A 21,270-nucleotide genomic window follows, 5' to 3' on the forward strand; every position below is an offset into this window, starting at 1 on the left:
CGCGCGCGGCCAGCCCGCCCCGTGAGGCCTAGTCAGGCTGATCGGGCCGGGAGTATGGTCGCCGCATGACGAACCCAGACGACGAGAGCACGCCGCGCCCCGCCGGACCCGCCGGGGCGGGCGAGCCGGTCAGCCCGCCGCCCGCATCCGGTCCGACTCCTCCGCCTCCGCCGCCGCCCAGCCACAGCATCCCCTCGGCGCCGCCGCCGCCCCCGAGTTCGTACCCGGCCGCAGCGACCGGCCCGTCCGCCACCGTCGCGCCGACGTCTCCGCCCAACACCGTCAACATCGCTTTCTGGCTGTATGTCGCCGGCGCCGTGCTGAGCGTGATCAGCGGCATCATCACGATCGCGGTCGTCTCCGGTTCGCGCGCCGACCAGGTGCGCATCATCGAGCAGCAGGGCAGCGACCTCAAAGGGCTCACGGCGCAGCAGGTCGCCGATGCGTCCGTCACCTTCCTGGTGACCTGGTCGATCGTCACGCTGATCTTCTGGGCCGTCGTGTTCGTCCTCTTCGCGTACTTCATGCGTCGCGGCGCGAACTGGGCGCGCATCGTCCTCACGGTGCTCACCGTGCTCTCGCTGCTCAACCTGCTGACCGGCTTCGGAACGGGCCTCCTGCAGGTGCTGGCGACGATCGTCGCCGTCGTGCTGATGTGGCTCCGCCCCTCCAACGAGTACTTCGGCGCGGTGAAGGCCGCGAAGGGGCCGCGCGTCTGATCGCACCCTGACAGCCGGCTGTGCCGGGCGTACTGTTCCTGCCGAAACGGAAGGAGCGGATATGCCCGGCAACAAGCCCCAGCTGAAAGACCAGGAGCTCTACGAGAAGCTGCGCAAGGAGGGCGACTCCAAGCAGAAGGCGGCTCGCATCTCTAACGCCGCAGCATCCCGCGGCCGATCCTCGGTCGGCCGCAAGGGCGGCGACTCCGGTTCGTACGAGGACTGGACGGTGCCCGAGCTGAAGAAGCGCGCGAAGGAGCTCGGCCTCAGCGGGTACTCCAAGAAGAACAAGGGCGAGCTCGTGAAGGAGCTCCGCAACCACTGAGTCCCGCGCGTACACTCGCCGCATGGACCTGCGGGATGTGGCCGGCGAGCTGTATTCGGTCGCACCCGGCGACTTCATCGCCCGGCGCAACGCCGCCGCGGCCCAGGCCGACCGCTCGACGGCCAAGCAGATCAAGACCCTGCGCAAACCGTCGGCGTCGGCGGCCGCGATCAACGCGCTCACCCGGGAGCACCCGGACCTCGTGGGCGATGTGCTGGAGATCGGCTCGCGGATGCGGGATGCGTTCGCTTCCCGCGACCGTGCCGAGATCCGCGCGCTCACCCAGGAGCGCCAGCGGCTGCTGCAGCGCGCGACCGACGGGCTGGACCTCAGCCCGGCGGTGCAGCGCGAGGTCGAGGAGACCTTGCAGGCGGCCGTCATCGACCCGGCAGCGGCGGCGGCGGTTCGGAGCGGGATGCTGGTCCGCGCCCTCGAGTCGACCGGTCTCGAGCAGGTCGACGTCTCCGACGCCGTCGCGCTGCCGATCGACATCGAGGACTTCCCGGCGCCGCGACCCGGCCGCCGGAAGTCGCAGAGCGGAGGGGAGGACGCCGGCGCGGCCGAAGCGGACGACGAGCCGGCCGAGGAGGGGCACACCGAGTCGCCCAGTGAGCGCCGGGAACGGCAGCGCCGCATCCGGGCCGCCGAGAAGGCCGTCGCGCGCGCCCGCGAAGACGCCGAGGCCCTCGACGACGAGCTCGACGAGACGGTCGACCGGCGCGGCGACCTGGAGGCGGAGCGGGACTCGCTGCAACGACGGCTGCAGCGGATCACCGACGATCTGAGCGAGGCGCGTGCCGCCGAGCGCGAGTTGCGCACCCGGATCTCCGACGCGCAACGCGCCGTCCGCGACGCGGAGAAGGCCCTGCGGGACGCGCGAGACGACTGACGGGGTCAGCCGACCCAGTGCGCCAGCAGGTCGTCCCAGTCCGCCTGATAGCGGCCGAGGCCGAACCGCTCCAGCGCCCACTCGCGCGCACGTCCGCCCGCCTCCGCCCCACGACCCGGGTCGTCGACGAACGCCCGGACGGCGTCGTGCAGCTCGGTCAGGTCGGTGGAGATGGCGCCGACTCCCGGTACCACGGCGCGGCGCGCATCCGTCGCGTCCAGCGCCACGACCGGGATCCCGGCCGTCATCGACTCGAGGAGCGAGAGTCCCAGCGACGTCCAGCGGTTGGGATGCACGTACACACGCCGACGCCCGACCTCGGTGAACAGCCGAGGCGCCTCGATGTCGCCAGCGGCGACCACTCGGTCGGCGCCGACGCCGAGCGCGTGCGCCAGGTCGTCCACCTGCATGCCGAAGACGTCGACCGGGGCCACAGCGGCGAATCCGCCGAGGAGATCCGAGCCGGTCACCCGCCAGCGCCGCACCGGCTCGTTGATCACGGCAGCGGCGCGCGGGAGCTCGCCGGTGAAGTGGTTGCCGTGGTCGACGACGCCGTGCTCGATCACCCGGGTGCGGGTCGAACCGGTGTCCCAGAACAGCGCGTTGAAGTGGGTCACGTGGGCGATCAGCAGGTCGTCCCGGTCGGCGAGGGGATGCCGCGAGTTCGGCACACCCTCCTGTGGCGTGTTGTGCTCGACGAACACGACCGGCACATCCACACCGGGGCGCCGGCCCGTGAGCCGTTCGACCAGATCGAACTCCTCCAGCCGCTGCAGCACGACGGCGTCGAACGGCGTGGACGCCAGCTCGGCCTCCGGCACGTCGACGACGTTCGCCGGCCAGTCGCGTGCGCCGACCCCGCCCTCGCCTGCCGCATCCACGGGAAGAAGGTAGGTGTGACGACCGCGCACGAACGCATCCATCCAGCCGCCGTGGACCTGCCAGACGAGCAGCCGCAGAGCGCGGCTCACAGCTGCGACCCTGGGCCGGGGTGGCCCCTCACTTCCAGGGGCCCGGTCTCGGGCGCCGGCCCGTCCTGGTCCTGGCCCGCGGCGACGCCGGCGTGCGTGTGCCCGGCCACGCCGTGTGCTGCGGTGTGCGGCTCCTTCGTGGGGCAGAGCTTGCCGCAGTACGAGCAGATGTAGCCGTCGCCGATCCGCGCCTCGCCGTCCAGCCGGTACTCCAGCACGTCACCGTCGCTCTCCAGCGCGAACTCCACGTACGCCGGTCGATCCAGCGACGGGATGGGCACCCGCATCCGCGCGAACGGGCGACGTTCATCGTCCAGCGGCACCCACAGCTTGTCCGGAGTCGGCCCGAAGATCGAACCCGCCTTGTCGACCCGCGCGGGCCGATGGTCGTCCCGGACGTGCAGGATGTGACCGGCGCGCAGCATGTCCCGCGGAAGCACCTGGTACAGCTCGGGCACCCCGTAGGCGATCGCGCCGCGGCGCAGCCGCGAGAAGCCTTCCTCCGTGTCGTCGCCCATCACGACGAACGGCGGCGCCTCGGGCGTCCGCAGCACGATGGCCGTGCCGCCCGACGGGCTGTCGGAGATGAGCTGCAGGATGGCCGTGGCCTCGACGAGCAGACCTTCAGGCATGCGCCACCGACACCAGCTCCGCTTCGCGACGCCCGGGCTCCGCGTCGAACCGCTCCTCGCACACCCGGTCGGCCTCGGCGATCAGACACTCCGCCAGCCGGCCGACCACCTCGACGTCGGCGACCAGCGCCTCGCCGTCCAGACCGTGACCGGCCGGGCGGCCTCGCAGCAGCCAGGCGAAGCGCTCAGGGCGCACACCGTCGAACGGGGCGTGCCGGGGAGCCGGAAGACGGGTCAGCTGCCGGGCGATCCACTCGCGCGGGGGAAGGCTCCACCAGGCTTCGGGATCGAGCGGCCGGGCAGGCAGGCCGGGGAGCGGGAGGCCGCTCTCGGTGTCGAAGGGGCCGGCCTCGAGATCGGCCGCATAGCCCGCCGAGTATCGCACGTAGAGCCCGGGCGCCTCGTCGAGAAGGCGCTCGATCTCAGAGAGCTGATAGAGCATGGGAACCTCCGGTCGGGACACCGTCGCGCTGCGGCACGACGCGGTACCGGCACTCCATGCGGGTGCGCGACACCAGCTCGAACTCATGCCACGACGGGCGATCGAGCGAGGGGATGGGGATGTCGATGCGTGCAGGCGCCTCCGCTTCGTCGTCCAGGGGAACGAAGACGACGACGTCCGACGCCCCGAAGACCGAAGCCGAACAGGCGAAGCGGGCTTGGGCATAGCGCTCCGACGTCACCACCAGCGCCGGCTCCGACTCCGCCGGATAGTCGTCGCGCGGCACCTCTCGGTAGGGCTCGCTCAGACCGTGGACACCCGGCCCGCGCCGCATGCGGACGAAGAGGTCACGTCCGCCGAAGACGTCGAGACGGAGGGAGGACGGAACAACGCCATCCGTCAGGACGGCGACCGGCGTCCGCGCACGCCGCGGCAGCATCATCAGCACTGCCGTCGCAGTCATATCGCCCATGCAAGCAAAAGTAAGTCGAGACGGATTCGAAAGCAGGGGATTGACGTACCGCCCGGACCGTGCGGTCAGCTCGGCAGGTGACGCCCGACCTCGTCCTCGGGCATGATCACCATGCCCCCGGTGCGCTGGGAGGTGTGCATCAGCGCTTCGAGCCACTGCGGGTTGATGGCGGGCGGACGGCTGCCGCTGAATTGGAACGCCAGCGGCACTTCGCGGCTGATCCAGAGCGAGACGCGGCCGGAACCCTGCTCGACCGGGACATCCCAGTTCAGCAGGAAGCTCTCGTGACGGCGAAGCTTGGCGACGATGGCCAGCTTGACGTGGCTGAGCACCCGATCGTCGAGGTCATACTCCTGGCCTGCGCCGTAGACGAGTTTTCCCATGGTCCTCATAGTGCCCTAACGACGCACGCAAATCCTGTCGCGTCAGGGGGATTGACACCGGTACCAGAGCGTGGTTAAGCGAGGCGGATCACCTGTCCGGCGGCCTCCAGCCGGTCCTGAAGCAGAGCAATTCGCACATCCTGCACCGGTGTGCCGGCGCTCGCCGCGAGCGCCGCCGCCGTGCCTGCGGCCTGACCGAGCATCATGTACTGCGGCTCCATCCGAACCGACGCGAAAGCGACAGCCGAGGCGGACAGGCAGACCGGTACCAGAAGGTTCGTCGCATCATCGCGTTTCGGCAGCAGAGCGGAGTACGGGATGCCGTAGACCGGCACGGGGACAGAGACGTACCCCTCCGTGAAGACGGTTCCGATGGGGTCAGGATGCTCGTACACCCAGCGCCACACGCGCTGCACCTCGCGGATGTCGATGTGGTATGAGCCGAGCGCGACGGTGTCCTCCGGCATCCTGCCGGCGAGCAGGTCGTGCTCGGTCAGGATGCGCTCGCCGAGCATCCTTCTCGCCTCCCGAACGTAGAGCTGGTGCGGAAGGTGGCCGGTGTCGGCGAACTCGCCGCGCGGGAGTCCCCAGCGCGACAGCTCGCGCCGGATCGCGGACGGCACCGCGGGATCGTGCGACAGGAAGTGGAGAAAGCCGCGCGTGTGGTCGACGTGGTGCCGACGAATCTCCTCGCGCCGCTCCGGCGAGGCGTCGGGGTACTCCCACGCCGATCCGTCCAGAACGCTCAGCGACACCGGTCCGAGCGAGTTGCCGTCCGCCATGCCGCCCGGCAGGTTCGGTTCGAGCCCCAGCATCCGACCGGCCGGGCGTTCGACGCCCTCCCTCCGATCGCGGGCGAAGAGGCGGCGCCCCAGCTCCCAGTACTCGTCGTCGTAGCCGTCGGGACGATCGAACGGGATGCGGTCGGCGGCCGTGGTGAGGCAGACCCGGAAGCCGTACGACATCACGCCGCCGTCGCCCTCCCCCAGCCGCGCGAGCGGGCGGTCATGGAGCTGCGGCAGGAGGCGTCCCGCCGTCAGCCCGGTCGGATCGTCGGCGAACGGCGACACCCACGGCGGCATGTTGTGCATGCCGGGAAGGAGCTCCTGCCTGCCCGCGAACCGCTCGCCGTGCAGGCCGCGGTCCTCGCGCCCGACCCGGTACGGCACGCCCGCTGCCGCGAGCAGGTCGCCCTCGTAGCTCGCATCCACGAATACTCCGGCCTGGATGCGGTTGCCTCCGGTCACCGTGAACGAGCGAAGCTCGCGGCCCTGACCCTCCTGCACGGTCTCGACGTCGGTCAGGCGCGCGCCGAAGACCACGTCGACGCCGGCCTCCTCCAGCCACCGCCGGAAGATCCCTTCGGCCACGTGCGGTTCCGGCCCGGCGTAGTGCCCGGGGGTGGTGCCGTAGTGCTCGGCGATGTCGGCTCGGAGGCGTGCGGCCGCGCCGCCGAGAGCGCGGACGTCTCCGACGTCGGTGTAGCCGAGGCCGCCGGAGGTCATGCCGCCGAGATGACGGCCGGGCTCGACGAGGACCGTCCGGGCGCCGCCCTCGGCCGCCGCGACGGCTGCTGCGACACCGGCGGAGGTCGCCCCGTAGACAGCGACCTCGAACGCGCTCATGCGAACTGCGGCAGAAGCTGGCCGCCCGTCTCGAAGATGCCCTTCTCGAGAGCCGTCACCAGATCCCACTGGCCGACGAGGGGATGCGTCAGCAGCGCCTTCCGCACCAACTGACGGTCGCCGGTCACCGCGGCGCGGGCGGCGAGCCGCTCGTACGCGCTGACGTGCTGGATGAGCCCGAGCAGTTCCGGTGCGACCGGCTCTTGCGGCAGCGGGGTCGCGCCCGACGCATCCACTCGGCACAGGGTCTCGACCACGTCGCCGTCCGCCAGGCCGGGGATCAGCCCGTTGTTGCGTACGTTCACGACGTGGTTGTCGCCGGTGCCGGCCACCAGCGACGCGAGCAGCGCCGTCGCCGCCTCGCTGTAGAAGGCGCCGCCGCGGGCCTCCAGCTGCGGTGGTTTGGTGTCGACCGTCGGGTCGGCGTACAGGGCGAGGAGCTCGCGCTCCACGTCGGCGACCACGGTCGCCCGGGGCGTTCCCGCGACCATCTCGGCGACCGTCGCGTCATGCGCGTAGTAGTACTTCAGGTAGTAGGAGGGGAGCACGCCGAGGTCGCGGATGAGCTCGCCCGGAACGCCTCCGCGGCGGCCCAGGTCGTCCGAACGCTCCGCGATCATGCCGGGCAGCACATCCACGCCGTCCACCCGGATGTGCCGCACCCACGACAGGTGGTTGAGGCCGACCGGGTCCACCTCGACGCGGTGCGGCTCGACGCCGTGCTCACGTGCGATCCACCGCTGGACGCCGATCGCGAAGTTGCACAGCCCGATCGCGCGGTGGCCGTCGTCGAGCAGCGCGCGCGTGTTGATGCCGACGGGATTCGTGAAGTCGACGATCCACGCGCCCGGGTTGGCGCGCTCGCGCGCCTCGCGCGCTATGTCGAGCACGACCGGGACGGTGCGCAACGCCTTCGCCAGACCGCCCGCGCCCGTCGTCTCCTGGCCGACGCAGCCGCAGGCGAGGGGGAACAGCTCGTCCTGCAGCCGCGCACTCTGGCCGCCGACGCGCAATTGGATGAGCACCGCATCCGACCCGTCGATGGCGGCCGTGCGGTCGGTCGTCACGGTGACCGGGACGTCGGCTCCCTGACGGGCGAGCATGCGCCGCACCATGCCGCCGACGATCTCCAGGCGCGGGCCGTCCACATCCATCAGCCAGAGTTCGTCGACCGTGAGGCGCTCGCGCTCGTTCCACAGCCCCGAGACCAGCTCGGGAGTGTAGGTGGAGCCTGCGCCGATGACCGTGACCTTCATCGCGGGTCCTTTCGTGGTTCGGAATGGGGCGTGGGGATGTCAGGGACTGTGTGGAGCGTCGGCAGGGGCGTCGGTCGACGTCTGGGCCAGGGCCTCGCGAAGAGCGCGGACGAGGCCGTCGACCGGGCGGAACTCCAGCGGCCGCGGGTCGAAACCGAGGCGGCGGAGGCCGGAGGTGACGGCTCCCCGGAAGCCGGGGTCGGAGAACGTACCTCCAGCGAGGACGGCGGGCGTGCCGGGCGGGATGAGGAGACGCGGCCCGGGCGCATCCCCTGTGGAGGCCGGGTCGGCTGCCCAGGCTCTTCGCGCGACGACGGCTGCCAGCGCCACCGCCTCCGCCGCCGCCCGCTCGATGATGCCGGATGCGACCGCGTCGCCCTCGGCCGCGGCGCGGGCGACCACCGTGGCGAGGGAGCCGACCTGGCGCATCGAGACGTCGCCGTCGCGGATCGCCCGGGACAGGGCGACGGTGTCGGCGGCCCCCGTCTCGGTGAGGACCAGCGGCAGCAGTGAGGTGGACGGCCCGCGCCCGTCCTCCGCGCGCGCGGCCGCGCGAACCGCGTCACGGCCAAGTTCGTCGCCGCCGCCCCAGTCGCCGCTCGGCCAGCCGAGCGCGGGGACCGTCGCGAGCCCGTGCGGTCCGCGGGCGACGGCGTTCAGGCCCGCGCCGCAGACGACGGCGAGCGCGTGGCCGAGTCCGGCGCCCGCATCCAGGACCGTGACCGCGTCGCCGACGACCTCGACAGCCGCGCGCGGGAACAGCTCGGCCAGCGCTGCGCGGTGGCCTCGCTCGTCGCCGGGGAAGTCGAGGCCCGCCACAGCCGCGGAGACGCGGGTGACGGCGGACGGGTCGACGTGGAGGTCGCGAAGGACGGCTGCCACGGCGGACGCCACGGCCTGGGGTCCGGCGCCACTGCCGGGGCCGATGCCGCGGGCCCGCTCCGTCAGGCCGTGCGGGCCGCCCTCCAGCACGACGACCTCCGTCTTCGAGTTGCCGCCGTCGATGGCGACGGACAGCCCGGGGTGCGGTGCGCGATGCGTGTTCGTCAGCGTCGATCCTTTCGCCGCGCCCATCCTGCCGCAAATATGGGATCGTTTCCACTCTGCCGCTGTGGGCGGCGCTGACGCCCGCGTCGCGAGATTTGCGCCAAATCGCGGTTATCGGCCCGCCATAACCGAGATTTGCGCCAAATCTCCCCCGGGCACCGGCCACCGACGCCGAGATTCGTGCCGAATGTGCGCTATCGGCCCGGCATAACGGACATTCGTGCCGAATGTGCGCCCGACCAAATCGAGATTTGCGCCAAATCGCGGTTATGGGCCCGCCAAAACCGAGATTTGCGCCAAATCTCGGTCATCAGGCCGCGCGATCGAGATTTGCGCCAATTCGCCCCCACCAGCAGCCACCGCTTCAGAGATTCGTGCCGAATGTGCGTTATGGACGCGGCATAACGTACATTCGCGGCGAATGTGCGGCCAGGGCAGTCGCCGCGCCGCTACAGCGCGCGCGGGGCCGCCGTGGAGCCGCGGGGCAGCACCTGCGCCTCGAGCACGATGGTCTGCGGTTCGGCCGCGGGGTCCTGCAGGCGCCCCAGCAGGCGGTCGAGCGCGGTCTCGCCCAGCGACACCGCATCCTGAGCCACGGCCGTGATGCCCGGGCTCACCATGCTCATCCATTCGGAGTCGTCGAAGGAGACGACGCTGACGTCCTCGGGGATGCGCAGCCCGAGATCGTTGGTGGCACGCCAGACGCCCTCGGCCAGCAGGTTGTTGGCGGCGAAGATCGCGGTCGGATGGTCGCGGCGGGCCAGGATGTCGATCGCCGACTTGCGGGCGCCGTCCGCATCCCAGCCGGTGGAGATCACGAGGGACGGATCGGCGGGGATCCCCGACCCCTCCAGCGAGCTGCGGTAACCGGCGGCGCGCTCGCCACCGGTCGTCCACGTCGTCTCGTCGATGAACAGCGCGATGCGGCGGTGACCGAGGTCGATCAGGTGGTCCGTCATCCGCTTCGCCACGCCCGCGTTGTCGATGATGACGGCGTCGCAGCGGCCGGCGGAGAACTGGCGGTCGGCCTCGATGACGGGGATGTGCTGGCGCATCAGGTAATTGGAGACGTCGCCCGAGAGGGGTGTGACGATCACTCCGGCGACGCGCGTCGCCACGAACGCTCGCGCCGCATCCATCTCGGCCTCCGTGGAGCCCTGGTCGTCGACGAGCATCATCGTGTACCCCTCGCGGCGGGCGCGGGCGGCGATGCCCGCGGCGAGATCCGCGTAGAAGGCGTTGCGCAGGTCGGAGACGAGCACGCCGATCGTGCGGCTGTCCTGCTTGCGCAGGCTGCGGGCCATGGCGTGCGGGACGTACCCGAGCGACTCGGCGGCGGCGAGCACCCGCTCGCGGACCCCCGCGGCGACGTAGCCCTCGCCGCTCAGGGCGCGGGAAGTCGTCGACTGCGACACCCCGGCGGCCAGCGCGACATCTTTCAGCGTCGCGCGCCGCTGCGTGCCGTCGGCGTCGTTCTCGATCATCGAACCCTTTCCACGGGCGCCGGAGCGCCGGACGCCCGGCGAATCCACCCTAATGGCCGCCGCGCCGGCCCGCTGCCGTGCCGTCACGGATGCGTCACAGCCCCTGCGAGTGGGCCGCCGATAAGCGTCGCGGAGGGCGCTGGGCCCGGTGACGACCGGTGCAACCGGGTGTACCGTTCGCGTCACACAGGCAGTTCCCCCGCCGGCACCGCCCACATAGCCGAGACGGTCCGCATCCCGAGAGGCCGCCCGTGCCCGGGAATGGGCTGGGCTCCGGTTGCAGGCACGCTCGGGAAGACTTATAGTCGCTGCTATGTGGTAACGATGCCACACACCACGCCGACGGAGGCGGGGGACGGATCGAAAGGGTGGCGATGAAGATCACCGAGCTCGATGGCGCAAGGAAGAGGAGCCGGTGATGGCCGTCCTCTCCGATACGTCGCGCAGCAAGACCCGGACGGGCGACGACAAGCCCGCCAAGAAGAAGCGGGGCACCAAGTACAACAGGCGCGAGGCGATCGCGGGTTACCTCTTCATCAGCCCGTGGATCATCGGCTTCCTCGTGTTTACGCTCGGCGCGATGCTGTACAGCCTCTTCATCTCGTTCAGCAACTACAACCTGGCGACCAACAGCGCGACGCCGGCCGGCTTCGACAACTACTCGGAGCTGTTCAACGACCCCAAGGTCGGCCTCTCGCTCGGCAACACGCTGTTGCCCATGCTGCTGCTGTTCGGCTTCGGCCAGCGGTACTTCATAGAAGGTGTGGCGACACAGGGCCGCAAGGGCTGACCTCATCCCGGACACCGGGCGCGGTTGGACATCGTCCACCGCGCCCGGTAACGTTCAACCCCCCTAGCGACGATTCTCGGATCGAGCCGGCGGGTGGGAGGACCACCTGTTCCGGATTCGAAAGGCCCCTCGTCGTGACATCTCCTTCCCCCTCTCTGTTCGCATCCCGCGACTTCCGTCTGCTGCTCATCGGGCAGACCACCAGCCAGCTCGGCGCCCAGGTCTCGGGTGTCGCCCTGCCGTTGCTCGCCGTGGTGAGCCTCGACGCGACACCGTTCGAAGTGGGGATGCTCGGGGCGGCATCCACCGTGGCGTTCGCCGTGCTCGGGCTCCCCGCCGGCGCGTGGATCGACCGGATGCGTCGGCGGCCGCTCCTCGTCGCCAGCGATCTGGTGCGCGCGGTGCTGCTGGCGACCATCCCCCTGGCGGCGGTTTTCGGACTGCTCACGATGGGTCAGCTGCTCGTCGTGTCGTTGCTGGCCGGTGTCGCTCGCGTGTTCTTCGATGTCGGCTATCGGAGCTATCTGCCGGCCGTGATCGGACGGGAGCGCGTGCTCGCCGGCAACTCCTCTCTCGAGTTCGTGCGCGCCTCCGGGCAGGTCGCCGGGCCCGCCCTCGGCGGAGTGCTGGTGTCGCTGATCGGCGCGGCGACGGTCGTGCTGGTTCAGGCGGGCACGTTCGCGGTGTCCGCGCTGTGCCTTCTCGGCATCCGGGCGCGGGAGGAGGAGCCGACCGCTCCTGAGCACCGTCGCCGGATGCGGACGGAGATCGCGGAGGGTCTCGGCTTCGTGTTCCGCTCGCGCGTGCTGCGATCGACGGCGCTCGCGAGCGCCCTGAGCAACTTCTCGTTCGCGATCGCGTCGGCGGTGAACATCGTGTTCCTGTCCAGGACGCTCGGCCTCTCCCCCGCGCTGATCGGCATCGTCATCGCGGTCGGCTCGGTCACGGTCATGATCGGCGCAGCCTTCACCACGCGCCTGTCGCGGGCGGTCGGGTCGGTGCGCATCGTCTGGCTCTCGCTCGCGGTCACCGCGCCGCTGTCGCTGCTCGGCGCCTTCGCCCAGCCGGGATGGTGGACTCTGCTGATCGTGCTCGGCATCGCGGCCGGCGAATTCGGGCAGATCGTCTACGCGATCACGCAGGTGAGCGTGCGGCAGCAGATCTGCCCCGACCGCGTCCTCGGGCGGGTCAACGCGACCATGCAGGTCGTCGTGATGGGCCTCTTCCCGGTCGGCGCGATCGTCGGCGGCCTGCTGGGCGATGCGATCGGCGCACGCTGGACGCTCATCGTCGCGGGCATGCTCCTCCTCGCGTGCCCCGTCATCCTCTGGACGTCGCTGCGCGGCGTGCGCGAGGTCGCGGACCTGCCCGCCCCCGCGGACGCGTAGCGCGGCCGGCGCGCGCTTCCGCGCTCGGCGCGCGCATCCCGCACTTGTCCGCCCTCGAAGTGCACGTAGGTGCGCTCGACACGCCGCGGGAGGTCGCAACTACGTGCATCTCGACGCCAAGCGGACCGGCGCGAGACGTGTGTGGATGTGTGGAGCGGGACGAGTTACCGCACGCACTCACAGCTCGGCGGGCGCATCCCGCACACGGAAGAACCCGCGAAGTGCACGTAGGTGCGCTCGACACGCCGCAGGCGACCACAACAACGTGCACCTCGACGCCAGGCGGACCGGCGCGACAGCTGAGTGGATGCAGGCAGCGGGACGACCGCACGTACTCGCAGCGGCAGGCGCATCCCGCACACGTCCGCCCCCCGAAGTGCGCGTAGTTGCGCTCGACACCCCGCAGGCGGACGCAATTACGTGCTCCTCGACGCAGGCGGACCGGTGTGAGACGGGAGTGGATGCGCGAAAGCGGGGCGAGTTGCAGCACGTACCCGCAGCCCAGCGCGCGCATCCCGCACCTGTCCGCCCGCGAAGTGCACGTAGGTGCGCTCGACACGCCGCGGGAAGCCGCAACTACGTGCACCTCGACGCCAGGCGGACCGGTGTGAGACGGGAGTGGATGCGCGAAAGCGGGGCGAGTTGCAGCACGTACCCGCAGCCCGGCGCGCGCCTCCCGCACAGGGAAGAGCCCTCGAAGTGCACGTAGGTGCGCTCGACACGCCGCGGGAGGTCGCCACTACGTGCACCTCGACGCGAGGACGCGGCAGCAGGCACGCAAAAGGGGCGGCCTCCGCGAGGAGACCGCCCCTGTGCGAGCGTGTTACTTGCTGCTCTTGGTCGACTGGTCGTAGGCCTTCATAGCCGCTGCCTGCGCATCCTTCAGGGCCTCGCTCGGCGACTTGTTGCCGAGGAGCACCGACTGGATAGCGTTCTGCAGCTCCGTCTGGATCTGCTGGCCGGCCGGCGAAGCACCGAACGACTTTCCGTTGCCCACCACGTCGTAGTAGGTCGAGATCGCCTTGTCGAAGCCCGCGTTGCCGGACGGCTTCACGTACTTCTCACGCAGCGTCTTGTCGGCCTCCGGCGAACCCGTGAAGAGGCCGGTGTTGATCGCGCCCGGCGTCTTCTTCAGCGTCTCGGCACGGGCAGCGCCCGCAGCCTCCCACGCCTGCAGGTTGGTGAGGTTCAGCGCCCAGGCGCACGCGGCGTCCTTGTTCTTGGCGCCGGTCGGGATGACGAACGACGTTCCCGAGGCGACCGTGAACGGCTGGCCGTCCGGGCCCTTGAACGGGACAGCGCCGATGTCGACCTTGTCGACGAACGGGGTCAGCACGTTGACGTACCACTGGGCGTTGACCTGCGCGCCGACCTGGTCCTTCACGTACTGGTTGTTCTCACCGAAGGTGTCGAACGAGTCGGTGAAGCTCTTCACCTTGGCGTAGCCGCCCTGGGCGTCGGTGATCTGCTTGAGCACCTCGAGGCCCTTCTCGTTCTTCGAGTCGTCGAGGGTCGGCTTGCCGTCGCTGCCGATGATCTGTCCGCCGTAGCCGAGGATCCACAGACCGGCCTGGCCGCCCGCGACCGGGTCGAAGCCGAGCACGGACGGGTTGCCGCCGGACGACTTGTACATCTTCTTGATCGCGGCGACGAGGGTGTCCGGCTTGGACGTGTCGATCTCGGCGTCGGTCACGCCGGCCGCCTTCATGACGCGCTCGTTGGTGATGATCGCCGGCGGCTGGTAGAACTGCGGGACCGCGTAGACCTTGCCCTTGTACGTGATGTCGTCGATGACGGAGGGGTAGTAGCTGGACGTCGGGTCGACGTCGTGCACCTTGTAGCACTGGTCGAGCGGCTGGATGAGTCCCTGCGCCGCGTAGGTGGCGACGAAGTTGCGGTCCATCTGGACGACGTCCGGGACGTTTCCGCCGGCGACGCGGGTGGTGAACTTCTGCGCGTCGAACGGCGTCTGGTCGATCTTGATGGTGACGTCTTTGAGCTGGCTCTTGGCGTAGTCGATTCGGGAGGTGCCGACGTCGTCGGCGTTGTCGAAGCCCCAGGCGTTCAGGCTGCCTTTGGCGTCTTTGGAGAAGTCCCCGCCGGACGAGCTGCCGCCGCTGGAGCTGCAACCGGCGAGGAGCGCCACCGACGCGGTGAGTGCCAGCGCGGCGAAGGCGGTGTGCCTCTTGTTCATCTGATTTCCCTTCAGTGGTGTCGCAGCGGGCGTCCTCGCCCGTGCGAAGAGGTACGGGATCCCCTACTGCCGGGGTCTGAGCGACAGTATGGAAACCTTCCCACATCGCACGCTAATGCAGCGGTGACGCTCTTCACAAGGGGACCGGGTCCTCGGAGCCGGTTTTCGTTACTTGATCGTTTCTTACGCTTGAAGCTTGCGCTTCTCAAGCCCTAGGGTCGTATGGCAACGATGCCACATTCACCGCGAGGAAGGCCCTGATGCCCCGCATCCGCCGTTTACTGCTGCTCGGTCACACCCACCACGACGTCGGCTACACCAACAGCCCCCGCATCATCGACGGGATGCACGCGCAGATCGTGCGCGAAGTGATCCGGCTGGCCGACCAGGACGCCGCCGCGCCGGACGCTCCCGACCGCTTCCGCTGGACCTTCGAGGTGGCGCGGCCGGTGCTCGAATTCCTCCGAACGGCGACCCTCGCAGAAACGGCACGTCTGCGGGAGCTGGCCGCCGACGGCACCATCGCGGTCACCGGCGGGTACCTCAACATGACGCAGCTGCCCGACCTCGCCGAGTTCGAGGCCGCCTACCGGTCGCTCCAGCGCATCCGCGACGCCGGCATCCCGGTGCGCACCGAGCAGCATGGTGACGTGAACGGCATCGCCTGGGGCGTGGCCGATGCGATGCTGGACGCCGGCATCGACCGGCTCGTCATGGCGCTCAACCCCGACCACGGCCGCGCACCCCTGGAGCAGCCGAGCGTGTTCTGGTGGGAGGCGCCGTCCGGTCGCCGTGTCCTCACCCTGCTCTCCACGCACTACGGCTTCGGTGAGGAGTGGGGCATCGTCGACGGGGATGTCGCCCTCGCCGAGCAGCGCATCCTCGAGTTCGTCGAGCGCCTCGACGCGCGCGACGACTACCCGTTCGACACCGCGGTGGTGCACGCGGGCAACGACAACCGCTGGCCGACGGCGCTGTTCACCGGCGTGGTGCGGCACTGGAACGAGCGGCACCCCGACATGCCGATGGAGACCGCGACGATCGATACGGCGATGGATGCACTGGCCGCGCAGGCGCCCGCCGACCTGCCCGTGCTCCGTGGGGAGTGGGCGGACTGGTGGTCGCACGGCCACGGCTCCACCGCACGTGAGGTCGCCGTCTACCGCGAGGCGCGGCGGTTCGCGCTCTCTGCACGCGCGGCCCTCGACCTCGCCCGGGAGCGCGGGGAGGGCGAGCCGGCGCTCGCCACGGTCCTGGGCTACCGGCGTGGTCCGGTTCGCGTGCGCGACGACGCCGAGCTCGCGGCGACGTTCGAGCGGGTGGATGAGGAGCTCCTGCTCTTCGGCGAACACACCTGGGGCTCGTGGGAGACCTACTCCAAACCGCACTCGCATTTCAGCCATTCGCACTGGAACGCGAAGGCCGGCTTCGCCTACGGGGCCTGGGATCTCGCCCGCGACCTGAACGTCGAGTCGCTGTACCGCCTCGCGGCGTCCGGCCGCGAGGCAGAGCCTGCGGACGGCGTGCTGGTCGCCAACCTCACCGACCGCCGGCGCCGGGAGGCCGTCGAGGCGGAGGTCGGAGGGTCCCGCCGGGTGACGCTGGTCGCGGACGTGCACGCGTCGTCCGTCGTGGTGCTGCCCGCGCCCGCCGAGGAGCCCGCGGCCACGAGCGGAACGACCGTCGAGACGGGTCGTTTCCGGGCGACCGTCGACCCGGGGCGCGGCGGCGTCGTCTCGCTCGTGGACCTCCGGACCGGCCGGGAGCTGGTGGATGCGCAGGCACCGCACGGTCTAGGGGCCGTCGTCGCCGAGACGGTCACCACGGCCGGTCGCTCGCACGCCGTCTTCGACAACCCGAAGAACTTCAACCCCGGCTTCCCCGGCCCCGAGTTTGAGCGCTCGCACGCCGCATCCACCTCGTCGCCGGAGACGATCGAGACCGACGCCTACGCGCGCATCCGATGGTCGAGCGACCTCCCCGGGAGCCTCACTGCCACGCACACGCTCACCCTCTACCGCGACCTGGACGACATCGACCTCGCCGTGCACCTCGCGAAGCCCGAGCACTTCGGGCCGGAGAGCCTGTTCGTCGCCTTCCCGTTCGCGGTGGACCGCCCGGAGTTCCTGCTGGAGACCGCGGGCGCCGTCTTCGCCGCCGAGACCGAACAGCTGCCGGACACGTCGAAGGACTGGTACTCCGTGCAGCACGCCGTCGGCGTTCGCAGCGCCGACGGCGGATCGGCGATGCTGTGGGGCACGGTGGATGCGCCGCTCGTCCAGCTGGGCGGCTTCCACACCGGAAAGTGGGCGCGCACGCTCGATGCGCCGGTGGGGCACATCAACAGCTGGGTCATGAACAATCTGCACTTCACCAACTTCCAGGCGCGGCAGGAGTTCACCGGGACGCTGCATTACCGATTCCGCCCGGCGGAGGCGGCGGAGGGATCGGACGCTGTCGACCTGCGCGCGGAGGTCGCCGCATTCGGCGCCGACCTCGCCCTGCCGCTGCAGGCGCGCTCGTATGCCGGTCCGCTGGGGAGCTGACCGCCGCATCCTCGACCCGAACCTGGGAACGGCCTGCCAACCGGGCGGATCCGCCATCCGGTCGCGTCCTCGCCTCCGGAGGACTCCCTGGCGGGCGTTCCCTCCCCCGCCGGAGAACAGGCGCGGCATGCCGACGCGAACCCGAGGCGTGCACGGCATGCCGCGTCCTGTCCGGCCTCGCCGAAGCGGCCGTGTCGGATCGTCCGTACTCCTGGACATGGCGTCGGGCCCCGCCGATAGGGTGGTCGCACGGGCTGTCCGACGTGCGGGCGGCACGGACGACGTGAGGGGGTGCGCGTGGCGGAGGACGACGACCTCGCGATCAGGGTTCGCGGGCTGCACAAGCGGTTCGGCCAGAAGGTCGCGGTCGACGGGATCGACCTGGATGTGCCGTCCGGCAGCTTCTACGGGCTGGTCGGACCGAACGGCGCGGGCAAGACGACGACGCTCAGCATGGCGACCGGCCTGCTGCGTCCGGATGCCGGCGAGGTGCTCATCCACGGCGTCGACATGTGGAAGAACCCGCTCGCGGCGAAGGCGATGGTCGGCGTCCTGTCGGACGGCGTCCGGCTGTTCGACCGCCTGACCGGGCAGCAGCTCGTCGAGTACGCGGGACTCCTGAGCGGGATGGACCGCCCCACCGCCCAGCAGCGCACTCACGACCTGCTGCAGCTGCTCGACCTGGAGTCGGCGGGCGGCACGCTCGTCGTCGACTACTCCGCGGGCATGACGAAGAAGATCGCCCTCGCCGCCGCGATGGTGCACGCTCCGCGCGTTCTCGTGCTGGACGAGCCGTTCGAGTCGGTCGACCCGGTCTCGGCGGCGAACATCCGCGACATCCTCCGCACGTATGTCGACGGCGGAGGGACCGTGGTGGTCTCGTCGCACGTGATGGATCTGGTGGAGCGGATGTGCGACCACGTCGCCGTCATCACGGCCGGGCGCGTGGTCGCCGCGGGCTCGGTCGACGACGTGCGTGCGGGTTCGACGCTCGAGGACCGTTTCGTCGAGCTCGTCGGCGGACGCCGTGTCGGGGAGGGGCCGGAGTGGTTGCGACACTCGTAAGGCTGCGCCTGCTCGTCCTCAAGAACTCGTTCCGCCGCAGCACCGGGCAGCTGGTCGCCGTGATCATCGGCGCGATCTACGGCGCCGTCGGCCTCCTCGTCGTCCTCGGCGCGCTCGTCGGCCTCTCGTTCGCGCCCGCGGAGGTCGCGACCACCGCCGTGGTGCTCGCGGGCTCAGCGGCCGTGCTCGGCTGGGCGGTGCTGCCGCTGCTGCTCTCCGGCGTCGAGCAGACGCTCGACCCGGGCCATCTCGCGGTCTACCCGATCGCGCTGCGGCCGCTGATGATCGGGATGCTGCTGAGCGGCGCGGTCGGTGTGGCCGGGGCCGCGACGACGCTCGCGTCCCTCGGCACCGCCCTGCCCTGGCTGCATTCGCCGGGTGTCGCTCTGATCGCCCTCGTCACGGGCGTGCTCGGCGCCGCGACCTGCATCGTCGTGTCGCGCGCGGTCACCTCCATCGCGAGCGGCCTGTCGTCGGGCCGCCGCTTCCGCGAGGCCAGTGGCCTGCTCATCCTGATCCCGCTCATCCTCGCCGGGCCGATCATCATCGGGATCACCAGCGGCTTGCGGTCGTCCGCAGACGCCCTGCCCGCGGTCGCCGCCGGCCTCGGCTGGTCGCCCCTCGGCGCGGTGTGGGCCGTGCCCAGCGCCGTCGCCGCGGGAGACCCGCTCGGCGCGCTGCTGCGGCTGCTCATCGCCGTCGCGACGTTCGCGGTGCTCTGGGCGGTCTGGCGGTGGGGGCTCGCGCGCTCCCTGGTCACACCAGCCCGCGCTTCGTCGCGCGTGCGCGCGCCCGGCAAGTCGGGCCTGTTCGGCATCCTGCCGGGCACACCGGCCGGCGCCATCGCGGCGCGCTGCCTCACCTACTGGTTCCGCGACCCGCGATACCTTCGGCAGCTGCTCATCATCCCGCTGCTCCCGGCGATCATGTGGTTCTACTCGAGCATCAACCACTCGACCGGCTACTTCTTCGCCGCCGGCCCGGTGGTGGCGTTCACGCTCGGGATCGGGATGATCGCCGACGTCTCGTACGACTCGACCGCGTTCGCGCTCCACGTGTCGAAGGCCGTGCCGGGTCGCGCCGACCGCTGGGGTCGCGCATCCGCCCTGCTGACGTTCGCGATCCCGGCGGTCGTCATCATCTCCGTCGGCGCCACGGCCTTCGAGGGCGACTGGCTGCCCGCACCCGGCCTGCTCGGGCTGTCGCTCGGGATGCTGCTCAGCGGCGCCGCCGTCTGCTCGGTGACCTCGGCACGGTTCGTCTTCCCGGTGCCGGAGCCCGGCGACAACCCATTCCGGTCGCGGCCGGGCAGCAACATCTCGCTGCTCGGGCCGACGTTCGCGGCGTGGGGCGTCATCGCCGTGCTGTGCCTGCCGGAGATCGTGCTGCTCATCGTCTCCCTGGTGACCCGCGAAGCGATCTGGGGATGGATCGGCCTCCTCGTCGGCATCGTGCTCGGCGCGATCCTGCTCGTCGTCGGCGTGCGCGTCGGCGGCCGGGTGCTGGACTCCCGGGCGCCGGAGCTGCTGCTGCAGCTGCGGAAGGACGCCTGAGGACGCCCACACGGCGAACTCGTGCGGCAGGCTGGGGACGTGGCACAGGACGACAGAGCGAGCGCCGATGGAACGCCGGCCGACGGGCAGCGGCCCGTGGACTGGCGGCCTGTGGACTGGCGGCCCGTGGTCGCCGCGCTGGCCAACCGGGACGCGCGTGCGGTGTGGGCGCAGCTCATCGCGGACGGCGGACCGGTCGCCGGGATGAGCCCGGCGAGGCAGCGACGCGCCCTGGCGCTGCTCGAGGGCGTCGGCCTGGTGCACCGCGCGGGCGACGACTCCTACGAGCCGGTCGACACCGCGTTCCGGGAACTGCTGGCCGCGTCGGCGTCGCTGCAGCCGCGCCGCGAGGGCGTCGAGCGGTTCCTGCGCCCGGACGGCCGGATCGACCGCTTCCCGGCGGCCGCCGACGACCGCTCCGCGCTGCTCGCCCACATCGGAGACCGCGTGCTCGCCGACGGCGAGACCGTCACCGAACGCGACCTCACCGACCGCCTGGCACGATTCGGCGACGACCCGGTGACGTTGCGGCGCTACCTGGTCGACGCGGGCATCCTGCTGCGCACGCGCTCGGGGTCGGAGTACACCCGCGCGGAAGCTCCCACAGACTCCTGACCGGACCGCTCAGGATGCCGTGGATGCGCGCCGCGCGTGCGCCTTCTGCATCTTGACCGCGTTTCCGCAGCCCGCCATGGTGCACCACCGGCTGGAGCGGTTCTTGGAGTAGTCGTAGTACGCCCACCGGCAGGTGACCCGATCGCAGACCTTGAGCCGCGCCCAGCTGCCGTCCTCGCGGGAGGCGCGCACCGCATCCAGCACTCCGGCCAGAGCGGCGCGGGCGCCGCGATCGGTCGCGGGTGCCAGCGCGAACGACGACGGACCGCCGAAGGACAGCCGGAGCGGCAGCTCGGCGAGCGCGTCGTCGAGGCCGCGGAGCGCGGCAGGGTCGGCGTCGTGGCCGGCGTGCGTGGCGAGCACGGAGCGGAGCCCTTCGCGCACGGTCTTCGCGAGCATCAGGTCATCATCGGTGGCGGCGACGCCCTCCGCGAGCAGACCGCGGCCCTTCAGCCACGCCGCGAGGTCGTCCGGGCTCTCCCAGCCCTCCTCGTCCTCCTGGTACTCGACGGTGTTGACGAAGTCCCGCACCAGCCGCAGCTGCGCGGGGATGACTTCGTTCTCCCGTTCGAACGCGAGATCCGTCTGCCGACCCATGACACCAGCATACGCTCTTGACAGGTGTCTATGCAGTGGGCATGGTGTTGACACCGGTATTAACGCTTAGCCGGTGTAGGAGGTTATCGTGGATCAGACAGCACAGCAGATCATCGCGGTCGGACATCGACCGGCCATCCCGGCCGAGCGGATCGGGCGGTGGATGCGCATCCACTACCGGGCGATGCGGGTGGGGCGCCGACGACCGCGAGCCGTTCGAGACCCGTGGATCGACCACGTCTCACCGTGGGCGTTCTGGGGCCTCCACCGCTAGCCC

The 21,270-nt window shown here is 70.8% G+C and carries 21 protein-coding genes; 10 read left to right on the forward strand and 11 right to left on the reverse strand.

The features are described 5' to 3' along the window. Positions 1 to 65 precede the first annotated feature (65 nt). The 3 genes from J2Y42_RS03865 to J2Y42_RS03875 all read left to right on the forward strand — a co-directional run bounded on the left by J2Y42_RS03865 (position 66) and on the right by J2Y42_RS03875 (position 1,933). Positions 66 to 719, forward strand: a complete 654-nt coding sequence (locus J2Y42_RS03865) for a hypothetical protein (protein WP_309855216.1) — start codon at positions 66 to 68, stop codon at positions 717 to 719. A 61-nt stretch (positions 720 to 780) separates the two neighbouring features. Further along, entirely contained in the window at positions 781 to 1,044 is a 264-nt protein-coding gene (locus J2Y42_RS03870) for a Rho termination factor N-terminal domain-containing protein (RefSeq protein ID WP_018192707.1), read from the forward strand. 22 nt (positions 1,045 to 1,066) lie between these two features. Continuing rightward, entirely contained in the window at positions 1,067 to 1,933 is an 867-nt protein-coding gene (locus J2Y42_RS03875) for a hypothetical protein (RefSeq protein ID WP_309855217.1), read from the forward strand. A gap of 5 nt (positions 1,934 to 1,938) precedes the next feature. Here the strand turns inward: J2Y42_RS03875 and J2Y42_RS03880 are convergent, their stop codons facing one another. From J2Y42_RS03880 to J2Y42_RS03920, 9 genes are all read right to left on the reverse strand, one after another. Then, positions 1,939 to 2,904, reverse strand: a complete 966-nt coding sequence (locus J2Y42_RS03880) for a glycosyltransferase (RefSeq protein WP_309855218.1) — start codon at positions 2,902 to 2,904, stop codon at positions 1,939 to 1,941. After that, positions 2,901 to 3,536 carry a hypothetical protein gene (locus J2Y42_RS03885; RefSeq protein WP_309855220.1) on the reverse strand — a complete coding sequence of 212 codons (636 nt, stop codon included), beginning with the start codon at positions 3,534 to 3,536 and terminating at the stop codon, positions 2,901 to 2,903. Before J2Y42_RS03885 ends, J2Y42_RS03880 begins: the two co-directional genes overlap by 4 nt. Continuing rightward, on the reverse strand, positions 3,529 to 3,978 hold the full coding sequence (locus J2Y42_RS03890; RefSeq protein WP_309855221.1) for a DUF6098 family protein: 450 nt from the start codon (positions 3,976 to 3,978) through the stop codon (positions 3,529 to 3,531). The genes J2Y42_RS03885 and J2Y42_RS03890 overlap by 8 nt, the downstream gene beginning before the upstream one ends. Further along, positions 3,959 to 4,441 carry a hypothetical protein gene (locus J2Y42_RS03895; protein WP_309855223.1) on the reverse strand — a complete coding sequence of 161 codons (483 nt, stop codon included), beginning with the start codon at positions 4,439 to 4,441 and terminating at the stop codon, positions 3,959 to 3,961. The genes J2Y42_RS03890 and J2Y42_RS03895 overlap by 20 nt, the downstream gene beginning before the upstream one ends. 74 nt (positions 4,442 to 4,515) lie before the next feature. Further along, the gene (locus J2Y42_RS03900; RefSeq protein WP_018192713.1) at positions 4,516 to 4,833 is read right to left on the reverse strand and encodes a hypothetical protein; all 318 of its coding nucleotides are present in this window, start codon (positions 4,831 to 4,833) and stop codon (positions 4,516 to 4,518) included. Positions 4,834 to 4,907: 74 nt separating this feature from the next. Further along, positions 4,908 to 6,458: an FAD-dependent oxidoreductase gene (locus J2Y42_RS03905; protein ID WP_309855225.1), complete on the reverse strand. Its 1,551-nt coding sequence runs from the start codon at positions 6,456 to 6,458 to the stop codon at positions 4,908 to 4,910. Beyond that, a complete protein-coding gene (locus tag J2Y42_RS03910) occupies positions 6,455 to 7,714 on the reverse strand; it encodes a 6-phospho-beta-glucosidase (RefSeq protein ID WP_309855227.1) in 1,260 nt (419 codons plus the stop codon). The genes J2Y42_RS03905 and J2Y42_RS03910 overlap by 4 nt, the downstream gene beginning before the upstream one ends. 39 nt (positions 7,715 to 7,753) lie before the next feature. Then, entirely contained in the window at positions 7,754 to 8,788 is a 1,035-nt protein-coding gene (locus J2Y42_RS03915) for a BadF/BadG/BcrA/BcrD ATPase family protein (RefSeq protein WP_309855229.1), read from the reverse strand. Positions 8,789 to 9,210: 422 nt separating this feature from the next. Next, a complete protein-coding gene (locus J2Y42_RS03920) occupies positions 9,211 to 10,245 on the reverse strand; it encodes a LacI family DNA-binding transcriptional regulator (protein WP_018192717.1) in 1,035 nt (344 codons plus the stop codon). A gap of 418 nt (positions 10,246 to 10,663) precedes the next feature. Here J2Y42_RS03920 and J2Y42_RS03925 point away from each other — a divergent pair, with 418 nt between their 5' ends. Both J2Y42_RS03925 and J2Y42_RS03930 read left to right on the forward strand, forming a co-directional pair. After that, on the forward strand, positions 10,664 to 11,035 hold the full coding sequence (locus tag J2Y42_RS03925; protein WP_396427132.1) for a hypothetical protein: 372 nt from the start codon (positions 10,664 to 10,666) through the stop codon (positions 11,033 to 11,035). Positions 11,036 to 11,169: 134 nt separating this feature from the next. Then, positions 11,170 to 12,423, forward strand: a complete 1,254-nt coding sequence (locus J2Y42_RS03930; RefSeq protein ID WP_309855233.1) for an MFS transporter — start codon at positions 11,170 to 11,172, stop codon at positions 12,421 to 12,423. Between the two features lie 823 nt (positions 12,424 to 13,246). On the opposite strand, the gene J2Y42_RS03935 is transcribed toward J2Y42_RS03930, so the two are convergent. After that, positions 13,247 to 14,617 carry an extracellular solute-binding protein gene (locus J2Y42_RS03935; protein ID WP_309855235.1) on the reverse strand — a complete coding sequence of 457 codons (1,371 nt, stop codon included), beginning with the start codon at positions 14,615 to 14,617 and terminating at the stop codon, positions 13,247 to 13,249. Positions 14,618 to 14,877: 260 nt separating this feature from the next. Here J2Y42_RS03935 and J2Y42_RS03940 point away from each other — a divergent pair, with 260 nt between their 5' ends. From J2Y42_RS03940 to J2Y42_RS03955, 4 genes are all read left to right on the forward strand, one after another. Then, positions 14,878 to 17,163, forward strand: a complete 2,286-nt coding sequence (locus tag J2Y42_RS03940) for a hypothetical protein (protein ID WP_309855237.1) — start codon at positions 14,878 to 14,880, stop codon at positions 17,161 to 17,163. 291 nt (positions 17,164 to 17,454) lie between these two features. Next, positions 17,455 to 18,228 (forward strand): ABC transporter ATP-binding protein, encoded by a 774-nt coding sequence (locus J2Y42_RS03945; RefSeq protein ID WP_309855239.1) that lies wholly within the window; start codon positions 17,455 to 17,457, stop codon positions 18,226 to 18,228. Further along, on the forward strand, positions 18,210 to 19,781 hold the full coding sequence (locus tag J2Y42_RS03950) for a transporter (RefSeq protein WP_309855241.1): 1,572 nt from the start codon (positions 18,210 to 18,212) through the stop codon (positions 19,779 to 19,781). The genes J2Y42_RS03945 and J2Y42_RS03950 overlap by 19 nt, the downstream gene beginning before the upstream one ends. Before the next feature lie 39 nt (positions 19,782 to 19,820). Then, positions 19,821 to 20,396, forward strand: a complete 576-nt coding sequence (locus tag J2Y42_RS03955; RefSeq protein ID WP_309855243.1) for a DUF2087 domain-containing protein — start codon at positions 19,821 to 19,823, stop codon at positions 20,394 to 20,396. Between the two features lie 9 nt (positions 20,397 to 20,405). Here J2Y42_RS03955 and J2Y42_RS03960 read toward each other — a convergent pair whose 3' ends face one another. Continuing rightward, positions 20,406 to 20,993, reverse strand: a complete 588-nt coding sequence (locus J2Y42_RS03960; RefSeq protein WP_309855244.1) for a CGNR zinc finger domain-containing protein — start codon at positions 20,991 to 20,993, stop codon at positions 20,406 to 20,408. 88 nt (positions 20,994 to 21,081) lie between these two features. On the opposite strand from J2Y42_RS03960, the gene J2Y42_RS03965 reads away from it, so the two are divergent. Further along, the gene (locus J2Y42_RS03965; protein WP_309855245.1) at positions 21,082 to 21,267 is read left to right on the forward strand and encodes a hypothetical protein; all 186 of its coding nucleotides are present in this window, start codon (positions 21,082 to 21,084) and stop codon (positions 21,265 to 21,267) included. Positions 21,268 to 21,270: the final 3 nt, after the last annotated feature.

Origin of the sequence: Leifsonia sp. 1010 (assembly GCF_031455295.1) — a bacterium.
Taxonomy (GTDB): domain Bacteria; phylum Actinomycetota; class Actinomycetes; order Actinomycetales; family Microbacteriaceae; genus Leifsonia.

Bases quoted from the DNA above. Each gene is read 5' to 3' on its own strand.
- J2Y42_RS03865 (WP_309855216.1), top strand. From the start codon at position 66: ATGACGAACCCAGACGACGAGAGCACGCCGCGCCCCGCCGGACCCGCC.
- J2Y42_RS03870 (WP_018192707.1), top strand. From the start codon at position 781: ATGCCCGGCAACAAGCCCCAGCTGAAAGACCAGGAGCTCTACGAGAAG.
- J2Y42_RS03875 (WP_309855217.1), top strand. From the start codon at position 1,067: ATGGACCTGCGGGATGTGGCCGGCGAGCTGTATTCGGTCGCACCCGGC.
- J2Y42_RS03885 (WP_309855220.1), bottom strand. From the start codon at position 3,536: ATGCCTGAAGGTCTGCTCGTCGAGGCCACGGCCATCCTGCAGCTCATC.
- J2Y42_RS03890 (WP_309855221.1), bottom strand. From the start codon at position 3,978: ATGCTCTATCAGCTCTCTGAGATCGAGCGCCTTCTCGACGAGGCGCCC.
- J2Y42_RS03895 (WP_309855223.1), bottom strand. From the start codon at position 4,441: ATGACTGCGACGGCAGTGCTGATGATGCTGCCGCGGCGTGCGCGGACG.
- J2Y42_RS03900 (WP_018192713.1), bottom strand. From the start codon at position 4,833: ATGGGAAAACTCGTCTACGGCGCAGGCCAGGAGTATGACCTCGACGAT.
- J2Y42_RS03905 (WP_309855225.1), bottom strand. From the start codon at position 6,458: ATGAGCGCGTTCGAGGTCGCTGTCTACGGGGCGACCTCCGCCGGTGTC.
- J2Y42_RS03910 (WP_309855227.1), bottom strand. From the start codon at position 7,714: ATGAAGGTCACGGTCATCGGCGCAGGCTCCACCTACACTCCCGAGCTG.
- J2Y42_RS03915 (WP_309855229.1), bottom strand. From the start codon at position 8,788: ATGGGCGCGGCGAAAGGATCGACGCTGACGAACACGCATCGCGCACCG.
- J2Y42_RS03920 (WP_018192717.1), bottom strand. From the start codon at position 10,245: ATGATCGAGAACGACGCCGACGGCACGCAGCGGCGCGCGACGCTGAAA.
- J2Y42_RS03925 (WP_396427132.1), top strand. From the start codon at position 10,664: ATGGCCGTCCTCTCCGATACGTCGCGCAGCAAGACCCGGACGGGCGAC.
- J2Y42_RS03935 (WP_309855235.1), bottom strand. From the start codon at position 14,617: ATGAACAAGAGGCACACCGCCTTCGCCGCGCTGGCACTCACCGCGTCG.
- J2Y42_RS03940 (WP_309855237.1), top strand. From the start codon at position 14,878: ATGCCCCGCATCCGCCGTTTACTGCTGCTCGGTCACACCCACCACGAC.
- J2Y42_RS03960 (WP_309855244.1), bottom strand. From the start codon at position 20,993: ATGGGTCGGCAGACGGATCTCGCGTTCGAACGGGAGAACGAAGTCATC.